We start from the raw sequence: 21,461 nt of genomic DNA on the forward strand, positions 1-21,461 counted from the left end.
ACCGAGGTCGTCCAACCATCCACAGCGGAGCAGGAGTCTGACGAATGACTGATCCTGACAACCTCGCATCTGAGTCCATTGAGGACCGGATGCCCGAGGAGTTGAGCCTGGCCGGGGACTTCCCGAAGGTCACCCACGAGCAGTGGGAGGACGCAGTCCTCAAGGTCTTGAACCGGGGACGTCCCGAGGGCAAGGAACTCAACATCGAGCAGGCAATGAAGCGCCTCGAGCCGACGACGGTCGATGGCATCCAGATCGAGCCGATGTATCGGCGTCAGGATGCCCCTGAGAAGCTCGGCGCTCCGGGGGTGCCGCCCTTCACTCGTGGCACCACGATTCGTGACGGGAGCATGGACGCATGGGACGTTCGAGCCCTTCACGAGGATCCCGATGTCGAGTTCACCAAGAAGGCCGTCATCGCTGATCTCGAGCGTGGCGTGACGTCCCTTTGGCTGCGCGTCGGTGCCGACGCCATCAAGCCCGAGGACATCGCCGGCGACCTCAAGGACGTGCTGCTGGACTTGGCCAAGGTCGAGGTTTCCAGCCGGGACGACCAAGAGGCAGCTGCTGATGCCCTCCTCAAGGTTTACGCCGATTCCAAGATCGAGCCGGATAAATTGTCGTTCAATCTTGGTCTGGATCCGATCGGCTTTGCTGCCCTCAACGGTGGCACCCCGGATCTGTCAGGCATGGCCGAGTGGGTCAAGAAGATTGACAAGTACAAGAATTCCCGTGCTTTCGTTGTTGACGCCACGATCTACCACAATGCTGGTGCTGGCGACGTGCATGAGCTTGCTTGGGCCATTGCCACCGGTGTTGAGTACGTTCGCGCTCTCATCGAGCAGGGGCTGACGGCCGAGCAGGCCTTCGACGCCATTAACTTCCGGGTCTCCGCCACCCACGACCAGTTCCTGACGATCAGCCGTCTGCGTGCCCTGCGTACCCTCTGGAACCGCGTCGGCGAGGTGTTTGACGTGCCAGCCGCCAAGCGCGGTGCTCGTCAGGAGGCCGTCACCAGCTGGCGTGAGCTGACCCGTGACGACCCCTACGTCAACATTTTGCGTGGCACGATCTCGACCTTTGGTGCCGCTGTAGGCGGTGCAGAGGCCATTACGACGTTGCCCTTCGACGCCGCTATCGGCTTGCCGAAGAGCGATTTCTCGCGTCGTATCGCCCGTAACACCGGCATCATCCTCGCTGAGGAGTCCAACATTGGTCGGGCCAACGATCCGGCTGGTGGTTCGTTCTATGTCGAGGCCTTGACCAAGAAGCTGGGCGAGGCCGCTTGGGCCGAATTCCAGACTGTCGAGGCCGCTGGCGGCATGGCAGCTGCGCTGACCGGTGACCACGTGCGCACCGAGCTTGACAAGGTCAATGCCGAGCGCGCCAAGCGTCTGGCTACTCGTAAGCAGCCGATTACTGCTGTCAGCGAGTTCCCGCTGCTTGGTGCTAAGACCGTTGAGACCAAGCCCTACCCTGAAGCCGTCGACCGCAAGGGTCTGGAGTGGCACCGCGATGCCGAGGTCTTTGAGGCCCTCGTTGACCGTTCTGCGACCTGCTCCGAGCGTCCAAAGGTCTTCCTGGCCTGCCTGGGAACCCGTCGTGACTTCGGCCCCCGAGAAGGATTCTCCGCCCCGGTGTGGCACGTCGCCGGTATGGATACCCCTGAGTGCGAGGGAGGCACCACCGAAGAGGTCGTCAAGGCCTTTAAGGAATCCGGTGCCGAGGTCGCTGACCTGTGCTCGAATGCCAAGACCTACGCGGCCCAGGGCCTCGAGGTCGCTAAGGCCCTCAAGGAGGCTGGCGCCAAGCTGGTCTACTTGTCTGGTGCCTTCAAGGAATTTGGTGATGACGCCGCCGAGGCTGAGAAGGTCATCGACGGTCGCATCTACCTTGGGATGGACGTCGTGGACGTCCTGACCGCCACTCTGGACACGTTGGGAGTTGCCAAGTGACCACCCTGCCTCGTTTCGATTCCATCAACCTCGGAGACACTGCGGTTCCCGCAGATGCACAGGAGCAGTTCGCCAAGCTGGCCGCCGCCGCTGGCGAGCAGAAGCCCTGGACCACTCCGGAACAGATTCCGGTTGGCCATCTGTACTCCGAGGATGTCTACGCCGACATGGATTGGCTCGACACCTATGCCGGTATGCCGCCGTTCACCCATGGCCCATACGCGACGATGTACGCCTTCCGTCCGTGGACGATTCGTCAGTACGCCGGATTCTCCACCGCCAAGGAGTCCAACGCGTTCTACCGTCGTAACCTGGCCGCTGGTCAGAAGGGTCTGTCGGTCGCCTTCGACCTGCCGACCCACCGCGGCTACGACTCTGACAACCCGCGTGTTCCCGGCGACGTCGGCATGGCTGGTGTGGCCGTGGACTCCATCTTGGACATGCGTGAGCTCTTTGCGGGTATCCCGCTGGACCGCATGTCGGTGTCCATGACGATGAATGGCGCTGTGCTGCCGATTCTCGCCCTGTACGTTGTGACCGCCGAGGAGCAGGGTGCCAAGCCCGAGCAGCTCGCCGGAACGATCCAGAACGACATCCTCAAAGAGTTCATGGTTCGTAACACGTACATCTACCCGCCGCAGCCCTCGATGCGGATCATCTCCGACATCTTCGCCTACACCAGTGCGAATATGCCGAAGTGGAACTCCATTTCGATTTCTGGCTACCACATGCAGGAGGCCGGTGCGACAGCCGACATCGAGATGGCCTACACCTTGGCCGACGGTGTTGACTACATCCGCGCTGGAGAGTCGGTGGGTCTGCAGGTCGACCAGTTCGCACCGCGGCTGTCGTTCTTCTGGGCCATTGGCACCAACTTCTTCATGGAGGTCGCCAAGATGCGCGCGGCCCGTATGTTGTGGGCCAAGCTGGTCAACCAGTTCGGACCGAAGAACCCGAAGTCCATGAGCCTGCGTACTCACTCGCAGACCTCGGGCTGGTCGCTGACCGCCCAGGACGTCTACAACAACGTCGTTCGTACCTGCGTGGAAGCTATGGCAGCCACCCAGGGACACACCCAGTCTCTGCACACCAACTCCCTCGACGAGGCCATTGCCCTGCCGACCGACTTCTCCGCGCGCATTGCCCGAAACACCCAGCTGTTCATTCAGCAGGAGTCGGGCACCTGCCGCGTCATCGATCCGTGGAGCGGTTCTGCCTACGTCGAGAAGCTCACTCTCGAACTGGCTCGCAAGGCCTGGGCTCACATCCAGGAGGTCGAGAAGGCTGGTGGTATGGCCAAGGCCATCGAGAAGGGCATCCCGAAGATGCGTATCGAAGAGGCCGCTGCTCGTACTCAGGCTCGTATCGACTCTGGCCGTCAGCCCCTCATCGGCGTCAACAAGTACCGTCTCGATGAAGAGGAGCCTCTCGAGGTCCTCAAGGTTGACAACACCCAGGTGCTCAAGGAGCAGAAGGCCAAGCTCGAGCAGCTTCGCGCCAACCGTGACGAGGAGGCCTGCCAGGCTGCCCTGGAGAAACTTACCTGGGCTGCTGCCAACCCTGACCCGACTGATCCTGACCGCAACTTGCTCAAGCTGTGCATTGACGCCGGTCGCGCGGATGCCTCCGTCGGTGAGATGTCCGACGCATTGGAGAAGGTCTTCGGGCGCTACACCGCTCAAATCCGTACCATTGAGGGTGTGTACAGCAAGGCAGCCGGAAACACTGAATCGACGAAGAAGGTCCACGAACTCATCAAGCAGTTCGAGGAGAAGGAAGGCCGTCGTCCGCGCATCATGATCGCGAAGATGGGCCAGGATGGTCACGATCGTGGCCAGAAGGTCGTCGCGACCGCATACGCTGACCTCGGTATGGACGTCGATGTCGGTCCGTTGTTCCAGACCCCTGAGGAGACCGCTCGGCAGGCGGTTGAGGGCGACGTCCACGTCGTCGGTGTCTCCTCCTTGGCCGCCGGACACCTCACCTTGGTTCCGGCCCTGCGTAAGGAACTGGATAAGCTGGGCCGCTCTGACATCATGATCGTTGTCGGTGGCGTCATCCCGACCCAGGACTTCCAGGAGCTCAAGGATGACGGCGCAGCCGCCATCTACCCGCCTGGCACTGTCATTCCTGACGCTGCCGTCGAACTCATGGAGAAACTGCTCGCTGCTCAAAACGACGACGACTGAGTCTGGACAGCTCGACAAAACTGAAGCGTTGGCCCCTGGAGCCCGGTGCGGTTCCGGGGGTCGACGCCATTCAAGCCCGAAAAACCACTGGGTATTGGCTCTCGGCCCTGAACGTTGCCCCTGGGCGGTACGGTAGACATACCCACCCAATGAAGGAAATGGTGATTATGCCGATCGACGTCTCCGAACTGGTTGAGCAAGTCCTGGCCGGGAGTCGCCAGCACATTGCCAAAGCGCTGACTCTGGTGGAGTCGAGTAAACCGGCACATCGCGAAAAGGCGCGCGACATGCTGCGTCGGCTCGCTCCTCATACCGGCGATGCCATCCGGGTGGGAATCTCGGGTGTCCCGGGAGCCGGTAAGTCGACATTCATCAATGCCATGGGGACCAAGCTCATCGACGAGTTCAACTACAAGGTTGCCGTCCTGGCCGTTGATCCGTCCTCGACTCGCACCGGCGGTTCGATCCTCGGCGACCGCACCCGTATGGGGGACCTGTGCAACCGTGACGAGGCTTTCGTGCGCCCTTCGCCTTCTGGCGGCCACCTGGGCGGTGTTGCCCGGGCCACTCGTGAGGCCATGATCGTCATGGAGGCGGCTGGCTACAACGTCGTGCTCGTTGAGACTGTCGGCGTCGGGCAGTCCGAGGTTGCCGTCGCTGGGATGGTGGACACCTTCCTCATGCTCGCCATCGCCGGTACTGGTGACCAGTTGCAGGGCATCAAGAAGGGCATTCTGGAGTTGGCTGACGTTGTCGCTGTGAATAAGGCTGACGGTGACAATGCCGGCAACGCGCGCGTTTCCGCCCGTGACCTCTCAATTGCCATGAAGCTCGTCTCCTCCGACGCTGACAAGCGCCGCGTCCCGGTGCTGACCTGCTCCTCGTACACCAAGGATGGCCTCGACGACGTTTGGCAGGCCATTGTTGACCACCGCGCTTACCTTGAGAAGGACGGCTCCTTGCAGGTGCGTCGTATTGAGCAGCAGCGCGAGTGGTTGTGGAACATGGTCCGAAACGAGATCCTCGAATCCTTGGACACTGATCCGTCGGTCCAGCAGGTCGCTGAGCGGATTGAAGCGGGGATGGGCACCGAAGCTACCAATGCTTTGGAAGGTGCCGAGCAGATCCTGCGTGCTTTTGCGCGCGCTGTCCCGAACCTGCCGTGGGCGCAGGGGGAGATGAGCAGCAGTTCCTGATCGTACGTCGTCGACCTGATCCACGGTCTGTTGCGCTCCCGGCGGTGACGATCATTGGTAACCGGATACCACCGATAACCAGATACTCTCCGACAGCTCCGTAAGGACTCTACGCGGCTACCAGGGGACGTCGGGTTCGGTGAGGTCGACGGTCTCGGTGACGGTCTGGCCCCCGCTGGTGACACTCACTTCGTCACCGGGATGGAGCTGGCGTCCTCGGCGAGACTCGACTTCTCCGTTGACACTGACCATTCCCGAAGCGATGAGTTCGCGAGCCTGACCGCCGGTGTCGGCGAGATTGGCGAGCTTGAGGTACTGGCCGAGTCTAATCATCTGGTCGTCATGCACAGCGTCAGTGTGTCACTTGGATCTGACACCTCACAGCACGGATTCGATAAAACCTTGCAGGCGTTCCGACTTCGGATGATCGATGACCTCCTCAGGAGTTCCAGCCTCGACGACGACCCCGCCGTCCATGAAGACCACGTGGTCGGCGACTTCTCGGGCGAATCCCATCTCGTGGGTGACGACGATCATCGTCATACCCTCTCGGGCAAGGTCTTTGAGCACGCTGAGGACCTCGCCGACAAGTTCGGGGTCGAGAGCTGAGGTCGGTTCGTCAAAAAGCATGAGTTCAGGCTTCATGGCCATGGCGCGGGCGATGGCAACGCGCTGTTGTTGGCCGCCGGAGAGTTCTGCGGGGTAGTGGTCAGCGCGATCAGCCATCCCGACCCGCTCCAATAGGGACATAGCCAGTGGCTTGGCCTCCTCTTTGGACAGGCCCGACACCTTGGTCGGGGCCTCCATGACATTGCCCAGGGCCGTCATGTGAGGGAAGAGGTTGAATCGCTGGAAGACCATGCCGACTCGTGCCCGTTGGGCCGCAATGGCCTTGTCAGACAGCCTCTTGAGACGTCCGTCCGGCAGGGGATCCCGCTGGTAGCCCACTCGGTCGCCACCTACCCAGATCTCGCCGGCTTCGAAGGTCTCCAGCTGGTTGATACAGCGCAACAGAGTGGATTTGCCAGAACCAGAAGGGCCGAGGAGAACGCACACCTCGCCGGGGGCGACGTCGAGGTCGATACCTTTGAGGATGTGTAGAGGGCCGAATTCCTTGTGCAGACCTCTGATACGCACCATGGGTTCGGTGCCTGCAGACCTGGATATGCTCACTGCTCGACCTCCAAGGCGATGTTTTGGTGCGTGGTGCCTGCTGCTTGAATGGCAGCTTGGCGACGTAGGCGCTTCGACGAGGACTTTCCGTTGAAACCACGTCCAAAGTACTGTTCGAGGAAGTGCTGGCCGACCATCAGGACACTTGTCATGACGAGGTACCAGAAAGCGGCGACGATGAGCAGCGGGATCGGTGCATATATACGATTCGCGATGGCATTCGTGGCGTACTGCAGGTCAAGGGTGAACGGTACTGCCAGTACCAGGGAGGTTGTTTTGAGCATTCCGATGGTCTCGTTGCCCAGCGGCGGGATAATCACCCTCATCGCCTGGGGGATGATGATACGGCGCATGATAAGGGATGGTTTCATGCCCAGGGCTTTCGCGGCTTCTGTCTGTCCGGCATCGACAGATTCCAATCCAGAACGGATGATCTCGGCCAGATAGGCACCTTCGTTGAGGCCCAGACCAATGATGGCGGCGGCCAGTGCGGTGACGACTTTTTCGGTGTCGACGCTGGCGAATTGCGGGCCACCAAAAGGCACCCCGATGGACAGGGTCGGGTACAACACGGCGAGCAGTCCCCAGAAGACTAACTGGGTATACACCGGGACCCCTCGGAACACGAAGATGTAGGCCCATGACACACCGCGTAGTACTGGATTGCGCGATTGCCGCATGATGGCCATGAGGAGGGCTACTGCGGTTCCGAGCACCATCGCCGCGAAGGTCAGCAGAATGGTGTAGCCGATGCCGGTAATGACCTTGACGTCACGCAGGTACAGCCACACTACCGACCACTGGTAGTTGGGGTTGGTCACGAGCCCGTGGATGAAGATCAGCACCAGAAGAGCGACGATGACAGCGGCGATCAAGGTGCCCGGATGAGCGACATCGCGAGCCCGAATGCGATTGGGAATGTCGGCGTGGTGGTTGGCCACCGTAAGTGCCTTTCAGTTGGTTGCGATCACGATTCAGGGTTGACCTCGGAGGTCTCAATAAGACCATCGTCGGTTCCCCACGAGGACAACAGCTTCTTCATGGTCCCGTCGTCGATGAGCTTCTGGGTTGCGACCTGGATGGCTTTCGACAAGCCGCCATCATTCTTGGCGGTGACGACGCCGAACTTAGAGGCGTCAGTGATACCGCCGAGAGCCTCGAGCTTGGAGGTCTGCTTGATGGCGTAGGCGGTGATGACCGAGTCAGCGTAGAGGACATCGGCTTTGTTACCGACGACGTTCGTGGTGGCGTCGGACTGAGACGCGTAGGACAGCAGGTCGATGGGCTTCTTACCGGCCTTCGTGCATTCCTTCGACTTCTCCTGGGCAGCTGTTTCTTGGGCGGTGCCGGTCTGTACAGCTACGGAGAGGCCGCAGAGGTCGTCAGGGGAGATGTTCTTAGGATTTCCCTTGGGGACGGCCATCGAGAACCCAGCCTTGAAGTAGGAGGTCATCGTCACCTGCTTCTGACGCTCTGGAGTGATGGTGAAGGAGGAGACGCTGACGTCGTACTTGGATCCGATGGCAGGGATAAGGGTTGGGAAGGCAGCATTTGCGGTCGTCACTTTGAGTCCCATGAGCTTGCCAACGGCAGTGATGTAGTCGACGTCGTAACCCACAACAGTCGAACCGTCAGTGTCGATGAACTCAGCGGGGGCGTAGTTAGCAGCCGCGCCGTTGCGGAGAGTGCCGGACTCCTTGATGTCGTCGGGAACCATCGCTGCGATGTTGGGATCAGTCTTGATGGAGTCGATGATCTGGGCATTCGACGGGATGCCGGCCTTGCTGGACTCCGCGTTGGGAGTCGCAGATTCTTCGGAAGCATGGGTGCATCCGCTGACGGTAAGGGCAAAGACGGCCAGGGCGGCACCGGCGGCATGGCGCAGAGTTTTCATGTGACGTTCCTTCGCTGCTGCGGCGCCAGGTGACGTCGCGAGATACATAATTATGCATCACGTGGCATAAAATCAAATTCGTATGTCTCTCAGCGCCGCAGCGACGAGTCTCTTACGGCCAGGGTTGGGGAGATCTGGCACGACCGTGGAGCCTGTCCTGCAATGAGAGACTCTGCGGCTTCGACGGCTTGGTGTCCGAGTGCTTCGAAGTCCTGTACGACGGTAGTGAGGGAGGGGGTCATCCAGCGAGCTTGAGGAATGTCGTCGAATCCAACAATGCCGATGTCGTCGGGAATCTTCAGACCGTGGGCGAGGAACGTGTGGCACATACCAATGGCGATGTCGTCGTTGCCAGCGAGAACGGCGTCAGGGAGGTGCCCGGCGATAAGCTCTTCGGCCACTGCTGCGCCTGCTTCGGCCCCCCAGGAATTGGTTGGTACCCAGGAAGGTTGAATGCCAGCCTCATGGCAGACGTTGATATATGAAGAAAGCCGTTCTGATGCGTCCTGCCATTCCAAATCGCCAGGGACATGAAGGAGATCTCGGTACCCCTGTTCAATAAGGTGCTCGGTGGCCAGGCGCGCTCCTAGCGCTTGATCGATAGCGACTATTGGGGAGCTGGGAGAGTCCGGGTGCCCAGCAATGACGGAGATCAACTTGTTCCCATGGCCTTGCTGGGATGCGATGGCAACCGCTTCGACCCGTTGTGCCAGCAAGATTGTTGCCTGAACGCTGTAGCCGCGCAGTCGAGCCAGAGCAGCTCGCAAGGATTCCTCATCGTTCTCGACTGCGGTGTCGAGAACAAATGGCCGATTATGATCCTTCAGCGCACCGACGAGAGCAGTAAATGTTGCAGACATGCCATGAGTTAGATGGGTCGTCAGCAGAATTCCGACCGCTCGCGACCCGCCGACAGCGAGGGCCCGGGCAGCGAGGTTCGGTTCGTAGCCGACCGTCTCCACGGCTGCCAGGACCTTGGCTCTGGTCTCTGCGCGCACGAGTGGGCTGTCGTTGAGCACTCGGGAAACAGTTTGCGAGGAGACACCGCACGCTTTGGCGACGTCGCTGAGTGTTGCTCTGGATGACAAGGCTATTCACTTAGGTGTTCGGCGGGACTGGTGAGCGGTGTCGATCAGGTTGATCGACGATCAGCGCTCATTATTGCAAAAGCCACAGGTCAATGGATCGCGAGGATGTCTCGTGTCTGGTTGTTTGCGCTAACATCTTCTGATACAGTCATGCTGACTCCACAGCAGGAGTCGATGTCCATACATTGGGCCACGCGTCTGTGAGCCTAGAGACCAATGGGGGTCCTCATGATAGATTCACCTTCGATTTCGCGGCGCCGTGCTCTCGGTCTAGGGGTCATGCTGACTGCAGGCCTTGGGCTGTCCGCATGTGGGAAAAGCTCGGGGGGGGGTGATCCTGCTCCAGCGAAAGCGTCCAAACTCGACTTGAATAAATTGTCCGGTGAGATCAGCTTTCAGACTCAGGGGTTAAAAGGAACCTTTGACGACTTTTTCAATGAACTCATTAAGAATTTCGAGAAAAAACACTCCGGCTGCACGATTAAGTGGACCGACTTGCCAGGCACTGACGACTTTGACACGACGATGGTGACGCAGGCTTCAAATGGAACCATGGCTGACGTCGTCAACGTGCCTTCGTCAACAATCATGGCCTTGTCGAAAGCGGACTACTTGCTCGATATTGAGACATCAGTTCCTGGTATCGGGGACAAATTCGTTCCTGGAGTCTGGGACAAACTTAGCCTCGGAAAGAACGGCGAGAAGACTGCGCTGCCCTGGTACTTCGGCCCATTTGTTGTGACGTATAACAAGGACATCTTCAAGGCTGCTGGTCTCGATCCTGAGACCCCGCCGAAGACGATGAGTGAGTACCTCGATTTTGCCAAGAAGATCACCGCTGCGGGCAAACAAGCCGTCTATGGCAACACATCGTGGTATATGCTTGCGGAATGGCGTGGTCTCGGCGTGAAAGTCATGAACGATGACTTCACGGAGTTCACTTTCGCTTCAGATCCCAATGCGTTGCTCTGGCTGACGACGATGGCCGAGATGTATGCCAAGGGTGGAATTCCGAAGGATTCCGTTACTGGAGATCTCGATCAGTCCAAGGTCTACGGTGAAGGAACCTTGGGCTTCGGTACTCCGAACGCGTCCTTCCTTCGTAATATTCAAAAGAATGCTCCTCAGGCATATGCCCGTACCGGAGTCGGCCCGGAGCCTCTCAACGACGGTATTAAGCCGCTGTTCTCGGGGCAATACATCGCAGTATCCAAGAAGTCAAAGAACGCTCCGCTCGCAGCCGCTTTCGCAGAGTACATTACCGATGATGAGCAAGGTAAAGCGTGGGCTCAGTACGGCATCGACACGAATACGGCGGCAGTGTTCCCGGTGACGACGAAGGCCTTGAATGAATTGGCATCCAGTGCAGGTGACGCAAAAGGAAAGGATGCTTTCGCTCAAGCTCGGGTTATTTGCGCTAAGGAAGCAGTTAATGCCGAAGCCTATATGCCTGATTTCTACGTTACGCATGGTGTTAGCGCCGCGTTGACAGACAATGTGAATCTTGCCATTACCGGTGATGTCAAACCACAGGATGCCCTGAATGCTGCCCAGGACAAGATGAACAAGATGGTTGCGAAGCTGACTCGGTGATGTTTCCGGTGGCAGAGGGACACAATTGCCCCTCTGCCACCAAACCGGGAAATTACCCCTAACTTATATACGAAAAGGTTCTTCATGTCTCATCGTCGAGATGTACGGCGTTCAGGTGGTCATCGCCATCAGCATGCACAAGTTGTCAATGGAGCGGCACGATTCCGAAAACCATGGGTCCCCTATCTATGGGTCGGGATTCCGCTATTGTTCGTTATCTATTTCTATGTGTACCCGTTCCTTAATACGCTTAGGCTTTCCTTTACTGATACAACTCCGTTAGGTGAGGGGGGAAACTGGGTCGGAATCGACAACTATGCAACCATTTTTGGAGACAGTGTCTTTTGGAACGCTGTACTGAATTCGATCGTTTACGCGATCATCGTCGTCCCATTCATGACGATGCTGCCCCTGCTTCTCGGTGTGCTTGTCAAAGAGCATTGCCCTGGTATCGGCATTTTCCGCACCCTCTTTTATCTGCCGGCTATCTCATCTCTAGTGGTCATTGCATTGGCATGGAGTGCGATCCTCAAAGATAATGGTTTGGTCAATAACTTTCTTGTTGGCTCGGGGCTGATTGACTCTCCGGTACCGTTTCTTACCGGGCGATGGTGGTTAATTATTTCGTCGTGTCTTATCACTTTGTGGTCTGGAATTCCCTACTACATGTTGATGTATCTGGCGGCGCTTGCCAATATTGACAAATCCCTTTACGAGGCGGCTGCTATCGATGGCGCGGGTGCCGTGAGGTCTTTCTTCACGGTCACAATTCCTGGCGTGAAAATCATCATGGGCCTTGTCTCGACCCTATCAACGATTGGCTGTCTCAAGATTTTTACCGAGGTTCAGCTGCTCTCAAACGGGACCGGTGGTGTCGGTGGTCGTTCGTCGACAATGACGATGTATATCCGTGATATTGGCCTAGACCCCTCGTACGGTTCTTTGGGTGAAGGATCAGCGTCCGCTGTCTTCCTTTTTGTTATGACTGTTGGTTTCATCGTTATCGGTCAAATCCTTGACCGCCGGTCAGGAGAAGAGTGATACCTGTGACTACAACCACTAATTCCCTCACGACCTCGACGTTACGTACGCGTAGTAAGTCGAAATATCACGGCTGGGGACTTGCCCGGCACTACATCGCTCTCGTCGTTGTCCTTGTCGTTCTGGTAGGTCCGGTTTTCATTCCTCTGTTGGGCGCATTCAAGAGTCCAGGAGAGCCGGTTTATGGGAAAGGAGCGACCGCGTTCCCTCAACATTGGTCCCTCAACGCCTTCGGTGAGCTGCTCCGGACCACGGATATTTTGAGATATATTGGTAACTCATTCGCGGTGTGTGGACTCAATATCGTGTCAGCCTTGGTTTTTTCCTCTGTCGGTGGATACATGCTGTCTCGTAAAGGATGGCCGGGGCGAGGCGTGGTGACGGCCATTGCCTTGTCTGCTCTGATCTTCCCCTTTGAGTCAATTATGCTGTCGCTGTATTCACAGGTTCGATCTCTCGGTTTTTACGACACGATTGTCGGTATTTGGTTGCCCGGCGCGATTGGGCCGTTCCACTTGCTCCTTATGAGGGCAGCATTCCTTGGAATCCCGGATGAGATTGAGGACGCTGCTTATATCGATGGTGCAGGCGAAGTGCGAAGGTTCTTCACTATCTTTTTGCCACAAGTCAAGGGGTCGCTTGTTGTCGTCGGACTGACAGCGTTCATTTTCGCATGGCAAGACTATCTGTGGCCGCTACTGATTACGCAGTCGTCCTCTAACTACACGATGATGATCGGAATTGCGCAGCTGCAGTCCTCGTTCGGAACTGATTATCGAATTGTGCTTGCTGGTGCCATTACCGCTGTGATCCCGATTTTCCTGGTGTTCTTTGCCTCTCAGCGATATTTCTTCCGTGGTATTGAAGAAGGCGGACTGAAGTTTTGAGGAATACCGATATCACATGTCCATACGTCGTGATTGTGAATCGTGGGATTCTAAGTCAGTGTTTGCATAGTTAAGGAAGTGAAATATGACCGACAATGTAGATCTTGACCCCGCCGGGCTGGAGGCTGCCGGAGCTCTCGGCGGGTCGGAGGACCTTGGGTACCAGTGGCCGACTGATCCTCTAGTCGTCAAGAATCTTAAGCATTGGCAGGATCTTACCTTTGGTGTCATTATTCACTGGGGTATTTATTCGGCGATTGGCCAAGGAGGATCGTGGTCGCTGCATCGGGACAATCTGGGCTGGTTCACCGACAAGTCGAGCCAGTTTCCAGGTGACCCAAACGACGATGCCGGTTATCAGGACTGGTACTACGACCAAGCTAAAACGTTTCGCGGTGAGGATTTTAATGCATCTGAATGGGCTGAAGCCTGTGCCAGAGCTGGGATGAAATACTGCATCTTTACGACGAAGCATCATGACGGGTTCTGTATGTACGACTCCGACTATACTAATTTCAAGGCTACGTCTGAGTCTTCTGGTCTGCGTCGGGACATTCTGAGGGAAGTTGTAGACGCCTTCCGAGGTGCTGGATTGGAAACTGGCGCGTATTTCTCCAAGGCTGATTGGTCACATCCCTGTTACTGGGACCGATCTAAGCGGATTCATGATCGGTTTCACAATTACGATATTGAAAGTCAGCCGAAGCGCTGGCAGCGCTTCGTCGAGTTCACCATGGATCAGATCACTGAGATTCTCTCTCATTACGGTCCGATGAATGTGTTGTGGCTTGATGCTGGTTGGGTCCGTGCTCCTGAGGAACCCATTGGTATCGATGATATTGCAGCGCGAGCGCGTGAGTTGCAGCCCGGCATCATTGTCGTTGATCGGGCTGTGCATGGCCCACATGAGAACTATCGAACCCCGGAACAAGAGGTTCCAGAGGGCGTCCTTGACTATCCGTGGGAAGCGTGCCTGACGCTGACCAAGGAATGGTGCTCGCTGTCACCCGACGACCCAGTCAAGCCGACCAGCTCGATCATTGCGAACCTGATTAAAATTGTCTCAAGAGGCGGCAATTACCTGCTCGGTATCGGCCCTGATGCCACGGGCCATATGCCTGGCTCCGTGCGTCGAGGCCTCCGAGAGATTGGCGAGTGGATGGACGTTTGCGGAACAGGGATCATGGCTGCCCGGCCTGCGGATCCTGATATTACGGCTCATGGTGACAACCTTGAGTGGTACCTCACGAGTAAAGACTCGCATTTGTTCGCGTGGGGCGTTGCTAATGAGAATAATGTCAGTCCGGATCGTCTCATTGTCGATGGTGAGTATGCCTTGGCCCGTGTGCTTGGCGGGTCTGATCTCGAAACCCGGGTCAGTGGAGGACGCACTGTCATCGACATTTCCTCATCTCCTACGCAGTACGCGGTCGGACTAGAACTCATCGAGCGTTGAATGGTGGTGTCTTGTGGCTGGCGATTCTGACATCGGTGTCATGGCCCGTTCACTCTGCCCCGGACTCGACGTCATGATCCTTGATCCGACTACTGCTGAGTTGCCGTGTGGGAGATATCAAACGACGAGTGAGGTCCGCATGGGTGCTCCTGAATACTGCCCTAACCTCAGCCTCAGTGCGCTCGTGTCCATGTTATGTGCAAGGCGGTGGTGGCGATTCTAGGGCGAACTTTTCCCGAACAGTTCATGTCGGATTTCTCGATCGCGGTTTTGTTAGCTGACTACGCCGCTCCGTCGGCACCATACGTTGGTGAAGCGTTACTGAAGTACGCAGATGCTCATGCTGCGTGCTTTATGGGGTGCCATGGGGCGGTTCGCTTGAGGGTCGATGTGTGAACAGCTTGCATGGCCATGGAGCGCCTGTCTGATTGCCTAGCTTCTAGAGGCATGGGATGGGTTAGAAGTATTTGCTGATGATGAGATCGCAAGACCGATATAAGAATTGCGATGAGCCTACAAAGATAAGAGAAACAACGATGAAGAAGACAGCGATTAGCCTTCTCACAGCAAGCGTGCTGACTATCCTACCGGTCGCGGCATATGCCCAGCCGGATGGTCCTGCGTCATCTAGCGACGCGCTGATTAAAGAGCTTTCCACGGATATTCTGCCGTTGGCGAGCTGCGAGGATCGGTTTCAGCCTGTGCAATTTGATCCCAGCGTTCACGAGTATTGTGCGTACGCTTATTATCACACCGATACTGTTTCGGTACGCGCAGTTGGCGTCCCCGGGGCCGTTATCGAAATGAACGGGAAAGGTGCGGACGCTAATGGTCGTGGCCCAGATATCAACGTGAGTAATGGTGCAGACATTAGTGTTTCAGCTAGTTTGAATGGCGTATCTGACGAATATCGCATTACGGTTAAAAAGTTGCAAACGGATTACCGTGGCAACGAAAAGATTTCCGCAGATGTGGACGTAAATGGGTTGAAGAGCGCCGATGAAGGCGCGCTTGTGGATGGAAATCTCACAACTGGCGTCACCCTCAAAGATATTAAACGTGCCCCGCGTAAAATGTGGATCACCGATAACCCAAGCCAGGCAACCACCGGGTTTGTCTTGACGCTCGATCAGCCACGGTGGGTTCACCGTGTGAACGCATGGGCAAGCATCGACCAATGGGCCGGGCAATTAGCAGCAGGACAGCCAAAGCATTGGTGGGAAGCTGACGCGCTGAACATTGCTGTGCGAGCTAGTGATGATGAGCCGTTTACTGTCATTGCTAAACATGCAACCATGCGCCAAGACGCCGGCGGTTTACTGTACTGGGATTTTGGCGAATACAAAAAAGTCAAAGAAATACATATCTGGTTTAATAACCAGAAAGACGGCGCAGAATTTGGACCCATGCAAGGATCTCAATACACATTTAATGAGCTGGAAGTGTGGGGGTTGCCTTCCGGGCAGCGGCCAAAAGATGAAACAGAAACTGCGGATTTTGAATCCCGTTACACCGACTTTGATCCTGCGAGCGTTGCAGAGACCTGGGGTGTCAACCGTGCGCAGGCCCTAGCAATGCAATACGGAATCTTACTTCCAGCATGGATGCCCTCAGATGGGTATGGCCGCGGCACCGTAAATGGCGAAGAGATTAATAAGGCTGGCGGGCTTTTTCCGGCGTTTTATGACAACACTAATCTCGGGCCAAATGAGTTTCTAGAACCATATATGAAAGGTGATTCGGTAGAGGATCAGGGAATATTTAACGCCACCCTGATGGATAACCTCGGGAAAGGCACTCCATGGGCGGTCGCGAAAGCCCCTATTGCAGGTAATAATATTACCAGTGCTGGAGAGCCGCATGATTTCCTTAGCACTGCCGCGAAAGATCATGCTGATTCGCTGGTCGATATTCAATATGGCGATGAAGGAAACTGGAGCAAAGAAGAGCAGGATAATTTCGAGAAATGGTTCGATTGGAGTAAACGAAACTACCCAGGTGCTGTGGTTCATTCCAACCAGGCGTCTAATGAAGGATGGTATAACTATGATACGCTGAGCTCCTATGTAAAGCAAACTAAACCGGATTTGATTTCCTGGGACCGCTACTATTTCTCTACTGCGGGCAGTTGGGGGGTTAACTATCAGCCTGAGGATCCTGCTGATGTGATCCCTCATATTCTTAGTGCGCAAAATCCGCCTGCGAAGATGGATATGGCAACTCAATTTCGTAACTATCGTCAGGTAGCTAGCGAGGGGCTAACAGGCGATGGCTCGCAGCCGATTATGTGGGGGCAATATCTCGATTATTCTTTTGATGCGAATGTTTCTGATTCGCAAAAGTCAGTAATCCCAATGGTCTCTTTGGCGGCAGGGGCAAAGTGGCTAGGGCTTTTTCGTATGGAGATGAACGGGTATGATTACTCCACTCTCTTTGATGCAGATGGTGCCCCGCGTCGCGAGTTTTATGAGTGGGCGAGGGTGCTAAAGGATGTGCGAGGTTACGGTAACTATCTTGCCGCATTGAATAATCAATTCCTAACGGTGAAACCGGGCCAGTATGACAAACGTGCTGGGACGGGAGTTGAAGAGGGATATAAGTTGGCAGATTTTGGCTCTGAGGCGGAGCGTAAAGTCGCTGCAAAGTATGGCGTAGAAGATGTCAAGGCGAACAATCGCGGCGGCCTTAACAGTGGAAAGAGCGGCGATGTAGTGCTTGGCTATTTTGATGCCGTACCTGGCCTTACAGCGGCTAAGCGTGATCGAGTATTCGGGGAGTCTACTGATCCGGTACGTGCAGTTATGGTCGTTAATGGCCTCGTGGGCAGCACTGATACTTCGGAAACGAAAGCTATTTCTGGCGGGCAGTGGGTGGATAAGACTCTGAGTCCGCTTGCCCGGCGTACAGATAACGGTGGCTTTACTCAAACGTCTCAGGATATCAAGGTAACAGTGAAGCAGCCGTACGAGAACGCGCAGCTTATGCTGGTCGATCCGGAAACCTTCGAAGCCAAACCTCTGGATGTAGTTTATGGCGAAGATGGTGTTGGTGACGTGACGTTGACGAATGTCGGCGGCGGGCAAGCGCGTTTGCTGTATTGGGTTTCCGGGGTAGAAAAAGTAGTCAATCCGGAAGAAGGGTCGCCATCTGCCGTTACGCCAATCGAACCAGTATGGGACGATCAAACTGGCTCGTTCACAGTTCCCGCAGTTGAAGGCGTGACGTATGAGTATGATGGTGAGGAGGTTAGTGTTGGTGAGGTCGTGAAAAACCTTGCCGGGAAGACTGTAAATGTAACGGCAAAGCCCACATCGGATCTGTTTGTGTTAGCTCAAGGAGCGAAGGTGAGTTTTGTGCACACGTTCCCGCCGGCTAAACGGCATGATGCGCCTGGTAATGTCAATCAGAAGAATCGATCATATGCGGTAAAACCATCACGAAGTTGGCCAGTTGCCATGCCGAACACCGGCTCTGAAGCGTCTTTCGCAATTGATGGTGTGGCTGGTTGAGTTGGCCGTGTTGGGGTAGGGTCGAGGTCTTCCGCTGATGGAAGCTGTCATACCTGGCTGTTCATGTGGAAGGCTTCGACGCTATCTTGACTTTGGCAATGGTGTGTTGTTTTTGCCGCATGAGAAGCATTTCCCCCATCACACAAGGCGCATTCCTGTCGCTGGAGTGCATATGCTCCATGCGGGGACTGGCTTATTGAGGTCTGGCGTGTTAAGCATAGTCGTGGTCACATGAGCGGTTTTGGTTTATATATTTATGCCAAAGGCTACGCGATGTTAGTTTATAATAGTTTTGCAATCGGATGCATGGAATGTTAAGTGTGATGTTTAGGAAGATTTACGAGCATTGACATGGGATCGTTTTCATGCAAGACTATTGATAGCTGTAGAGGAAGCGATTGCAAAGGGGATGTTATGCTTCTCCAGAATGAACGTGAGAACATCTGTGATATATGTGCTCGCCTGGTTGCCGATAAATTAGTAGTCGCGACTGCCGGAAACGTATCAGTGCGTCAAGGTGACCTTGTGGCAATTACCCCATCTGGTCTCCCTTATGACGAGATCCGTCCTGATTTGGTGTCCGTTGTCGATTTCAGTACCGGAAAAGAGGTTGATGGGCCTCTCGCGCCCGCTAGTGAACTGGGTCTTCATCTGACTGCTATGAGGGTGACCGGGGAGAAAGCCGTTGTGCATACCCATTCGCCAGCTGCAACGGCAGTGGCTTGTCTTGACGGAGTTACAAAGCTCCCTGCCATTCATTACTACATTTGTATGTTTGGCGGTTCGGATGTGCGAGTGGCTGATTACGCCATTTATGGATCTACTGAGCTTGCGCAAAATGTAGCAAAGGCTCTGGAAGGTCGCACAGCCGCCCTCATGAGCAACCATGGATCGGTTGTTGCTGGATCCGATCTCGATACGGCATATACTCGCGCCCAAGAACTCGAATGGGTATGTTCACTCTATCTTCGCACTACTCAATCCGGGCCTGCCAAGATTCTCAGTGACGCGCAGATTGAAGCAGTAGCGATGAAGATTCGAGATACGGGATATGGACAGTCGGCTCCGCATGAGGATGAGGCGTAGATGGGGTTTGAATCCGTCTGCGTCGATGAGTGATCTGTTGATACGGTGGGGCTAGGTTACCGAGTCCAAACGCTGTTCGGCGTAAGCGTTGTAGGCGGCGACGGTGTCTTGATACGCGGTGTTCCATGTGGTCATCGGTAGATAACACCTTGTTTAGGTGTGTTTGTTGTCGGCCGGCGAGCAGATTGGTGGGTGTTCTTGTATCCGGTGAATCCGTCGGTCGGCCACCACCTTGATCCCAGCGTCACGCCTGAAGTCGGGCAGCATGGCAAGTTATGAACAGCTGCTTGGACCGTACCTGGGGCGATGTCGAGCAGCCAGCCAAGCTGATGCTGTTTTGCGCCAGGGCTACCTGATGGTCACGGTCGCATGACTGTTATCAGCAGTGCACGATTTCACATATACCCACATCTGCCGCATTGGTAGCGTAAAAAACTCAGTAGCAACACGGTCGGCCGTCATCACGCCACGGACATGCTAGCAGGTCACCATTCCCCGGGTTCCGCAGTGGTGACACCACTCTCATACAGCCTGGCGACCTGGAAGGCTAGCAGTTTCCTAAAAGAGTCGACGTCTTGAATAGTGACTTCTGAGGCCGCTACCTGAGTGCACCCTTCATTGCAAAGAGCTGCAATGTGCTGAAATAGCTTGGTGTTCATGCCGCAAGGTATACCAGCCGTAGCTTGCCACGATAGCGAAACAGAAAGCCACCACGACATATGAGAAGGACGCTGAAGTATGATCTAGTACCCACGCTTGAACCGGAGGCATAAGTGCTCCACCGATAATGGCCATGACTAAGCCTGCGGCGCCGAATTTGGTGTCCGGACCCAGTCCCTTTAACGCTTCACCGTAGATGGTGGGAAACAGCAATGATATGCATCCTGATAGCAAAACAATGGCGACAGCTCCTGCGATGTTAACGCTAGTCATCGCGAAGATGACGAGGAAAACACCTATGAGGCACATAGTGACCATAAGCTTCCGAGCATCAAAACGCCCCATTAATGCCACCATAGCGAACCTCATAATGAGAAAGATGATAAGGCTTGTTTGCAGCCAATATCCGGCAACCTTGTCAGATACTCCAAGTGCTTCAGTGACATAGTGTAATGTGTATGTCCAAATACACGTTTGCGCAGCAATGTTAAAGAACTGGGCGACGACGCCAAAACTGTATTTCTTGTTGCCGAGGAGCCGGAGCAGGCGATCCTTGCGACCACTCTGGATAACACCTTCGTCACGCCCGGTGAGCTTTATTCTAGAAATTCCAAGGGCTAGTACAATATATAGGATGCCGAGACCAACATAAGGCCACATGACAGCCTGAAGTTGATCGCTTTGCATTGCGAGCATTTCTTGTTGACCCATAGAGTCGCGTTCGGCCGCACTTAATGGATGAACGCGGGGTAAGATGAATAAGGTCGCAATGAGCACGCCAAGGTTCGATCCAATTGGATTGAAGGCTTGGGCAAAGTTCAGCCGACGGGTGGCCGTGTCTTCTGGTCCCATTACCATGACAAAAGGGTTAGCACTCGTTTCGAGAATAGATAATCCTCCAGCCAAAACAAACAGCGCCGCAAGGAATGCACCATACGTCATCATCTTAGATGCAGGAATAAACAGCAATGCCCCGCAGGCGGCCAGAGAGAGTCCGATGAGGACACCACCTTTGTAACCAATCCTGCTGTTTATGAGGGCAGCTGGAATGGCCAAACAGAAATATGCTAGATAGTATGCGAACTGCACTAGGGATGATTCTAGGTTAGTCATCGAAAAAATCGACTTGAACACCTTGACAAGGGGAGCCGTTAGATCTGTCGACATACCCCAGGCCGCAAAACAGCATACGAGAAGAATGAAAGGAATCAGCATCCCTTTGTTGAGGAAGTGGGGGGGGGTTCTATAGACGACATGTTTTTCATCAGATAACACCTTTACGTAATATCACATTTCCATAGAGGGCTGTTTCGCCAGTGACTAATACGGCATACACCTCCCTGGTGTGACGGTAAAACTCGGTACGTTCGAACATCTTTACGTGGACTGGGCCAGCCGCTGTCTCAGCTTCATTCCAGATCTTCTCGTAAACGTTCCAGATGTCGGGACGAGGATCGCTACCGACTGTCGCCATGAGGCCAACCTGGTAATCCGAGTAGCGGTCCAGAGGCATCAGAGTAAGGATGTCGCGCAGAATATCTGGAATACCTAAACCGTCTGCACGGACTACTCGATCGGAGTAGGTATGGGCTGGAAAGTTGGCGTCACCGAGAACTATCTCGTCACCGTGCCCCATCTGCATAAGGACTTTAACTAAATCGGGGGACAGAGTTTTCGGAATGTTGCGAAGCATCGTTGCTCCTAATTCGAGTGATATATTTAGTGTTTTTGATT

The 21,461-nt window shown here is 55.3% G+C and carries 16 protein-coding genes and 1 pseudogene; 10 read left to right on the plus strand and 7 right to left on the minus strand.

What is annotated here, in order from left to right; genetic code table 11:
* The first annotated feature begins 44 nt into the window (after positions 1 to 44).
* From mutA to meaB, 3 genes are all read left to right on the plus strand, one after another.
* Positions 45 to 1,955 (plus strand): methylmalonyl-CoA mutase small subunit, encoded by a 1,911-nt coding sequence (gene mutA, locus Q4B98_RS00220; protein ID WP_303194602.1) that lies wholly within the window; start codon positions 45 to 47, stop codon positions 1,953 to 1,955.
* Complete coding sequence (scpA, locus tag Q4B98_RS00225) at positions 1,952 to 4,144, plus strand: methylmalonyl-CoA mutase (RefSeq protein WP_303194603.1); 2,193 nt, start codon at positions 1,952 to 1,954, stop codon at positions 4,142 to 4,144. Before mutA ends, scpA begins: the two co-directional genes overlap by 4 nt.
* Before the next feature lie 149 nt (positions 4,145 to 4,293).
* Complete coding sequence (meaB, locus tag Q4B98_RS00230; protein ID WP_303194605.1) at positions 4,294 to 5,340, plus strand: methylmalonyl Co-A mutase-associated GTPase MeaB; 1,047 nt, start codon at positions 4,294 to 4,296, stop codon at positions 5,338 to 5,340.
* Positions 5,341 to 5,457: 117 nt separating this feature from the next.
* Here meaB and Q4B98_RS00235 read toward each other — a convergent pair whose 3' ends face one another.
* From Q4B98_RS00235 to Q4B98_RS00255, 5 genes are all read right to left on the minus strand, one after another.
* Positions 5,458 to 5,673: an RNA-binding S4 domain-containing protein gene (locus Q4B98_RS00235; RefSeq protein ID WP_303195514.1), complete on the minus strand. Its 216-nt coding sequence runs from the start codon at positions 5,671 to 5,673 to the stop codon at positions 5,458 to 5,460.
* Between the two features lie 45 nt (positions 5,674 to 5,718).
* Positions 5,719 to 6,480 (minus strand): amino acid ABC transporter ATP-binding protein, encoded by a 762-nt coding sequence (locus tag Q4B98_RS00240; protein ID WP_303195516.1) that lies wholly within the window; start codon positions 6,478 to 6,480, stop codon positions 5,719 to 5,721.
* 29 nt (positions 6,481 to 6,509) lie between these two features.
* Complete coding sequence (locus Q4B98_RS00245) at positions 6,510 to 7,232, minus strand: amino acid ABC transporter permease (RefSeq protein ID WP_368492288.1); 723 nt, start codon at positions 7,230 to 7,232, stop codon at positions 6,510 to 6,512.
* 248 nt (positions 7,233 to 7,480) lie between these two features.
* On the minus strand, positions 7,481 to 8,407 hold the full coding sequence (locus tag Q4B98_RS00250) for an ABC transporter substrate-binding protein (protein ID WP_303194607.1): 927 nt from the start codon (positions 8,405 to 8,407) through the stop codon (positions 7,481 to 7,483).
* Between the two features lie 89 nt (positions 8,408 to 8,496).
* The gene (locus Q4B98_RS00255) at positions 8,497 to 9,495 is read right to left on the minus strand and encodes a LacI family DNA-binding transcriptional regulator (RefSeq protein ID WP_303194608.1); all 999 of its coding nucleotides are present in this window, start codon (positions 9,493 to 9,495) and stop codon (positions 8,497 to 8,499) included.
* A 366-nt stretch (positions 9,496 to 9,861) separates the two neighbouring features.
* Here Q4B98_RS00255 and Q4B98_RS00260 point away from each other — a divergent pair, with 366 nt between their 5' ends.
* The 7 genes and pseudogenes from Q4B98_RS00260 (at position 9,862) to Q4B98_RS00290 (ending at position 19,067) form a co-directional block, all read left to right on the plus strand.
* Positions 9,862 to 11,088, plus strand: a complete 1,227-nt coding sequence (locus tag Q4B98_RS00260; protein WP_303194610.1) for an extracellular solute-binding protein — start codon at positions 9,862 to 9,864, stop codon at positions 11,086 to 11,088.
* Between the two features lie 84 nt (positions 11,089 to 11,172).
* A pseudogene (locus Q4B98_RS00265) lies at positions 11,173 to 11,449 on the plus strand (sugar ABC transporter permease).
* Positions 11,413 to 12,129, plus strand: coding sequence for a carbohydrate ABC transporter permease (locus Q4B98_RS00270; RefSeq protein ID WP_303195520.1), 717 nt, complete (start codon positions 11,413 to 11,415; stop codon positions 12,127 to 12,129). Before Q4B98_RS00265 ends, Q4B98_RS00270 begins: the two are co-directional and overlap by 37 nt.
* Positions 12,126 to 13,016 (plus strand): carbohydrate ABC transporter permease, encoded by an 891-nt coding sequence (locus tag Q4B98_RS00275; RefSeq protein WP_303194612.1) that lies wholly within the window; start codon positions 12,126 to 12,128, stop codon positions 13,014 to 13,016. The genes Q4B98_RS00270 and Q4B98_RS00275 overlap by 4 nt, the downstream gene beginning before the upstream one ends.
* An 85-nt stretch (positions 13,017 to 13,101) precedes the next feature.
* Complete coding sequence (locus Q4B98_RS00280) at positions 13,102 to 14,472, plus strand: alpha-L-fucosidase (RefSeq protein ID WP_303194614.1); 1,371 nt, start codon at positions 13,102 to 13,104, stop codon at positions 14,470 to 14,472.
* Positions 14,473 to 14,945: 473 nt separating this feature from the next.
* Positions 14,946 to 17,981 carry a cadherin-like beta sandwich domain-containing protein gene (locus Q4B98_RS00285; RefSeq protein WP_303194616.1) on the plus strand — a complete coding sequence of 1,012 codons (3,036 nt, stop codon included), beginning with the start codon at positions 14,946 to 14,948 and terminating at the stop codon, positions 17,979 to 17,981.
* A gap of 414 nt (positions 17,982 to 18,395) precedes the next feature.
* The gene (locus tag Q4B98_RS00290; protein WP_303194617.1) at positions 18,396 to 19,067 is read left to right on the plus strand and encodes a class II aldolase/adducin family protein; all 672 of its coding nucleotides are present in this window, start codon (positions 18,396 to 18,398) and stop codon (positions 19,065 to 19,067) included.
* Positions 19,068 to 19,682: 615 nt separating this feature from the next.
* Here the strand turns inward: Q4B98_RS00290 and fucP are convergent.
* Positions 19,683 to 20,942: an L-fucose:H+ symporter permease gene (gene fucP, locus Q4B98_RS00295; RefSeq protein WP_303194618.1), complete on the minus strand. Its 1,260-nt coding sequence runs from the start codon at positions 20,940 to 20,942 to the stop codon at positions 19,683 to 19,685.
* Positions 20,943 to 20,991: 49 nt separating this feature from the next.
* Complete coding sequence (locus Q4B98_RS00300; protein ID WP_303194620.1) at positions 20,992 to 21,420, minus strand: RbsD/FucU family protein; 429 nt, start codon at positions 21,418 to 21,420, stop codon at positions 20,992 to 20,994.
* Positions 21,421 to 21,461 lie beyond the last annotated feature (41 nt).

Source organism: Cutibacterium sp., assembly GCF_030525615.1.
Taxonomy (GTDB): domain Bacteria; phylum Actinomycetota; class Actinomycetes; order Propionibacteriales; family Propionibacteriaceae; genus Cutibacterium.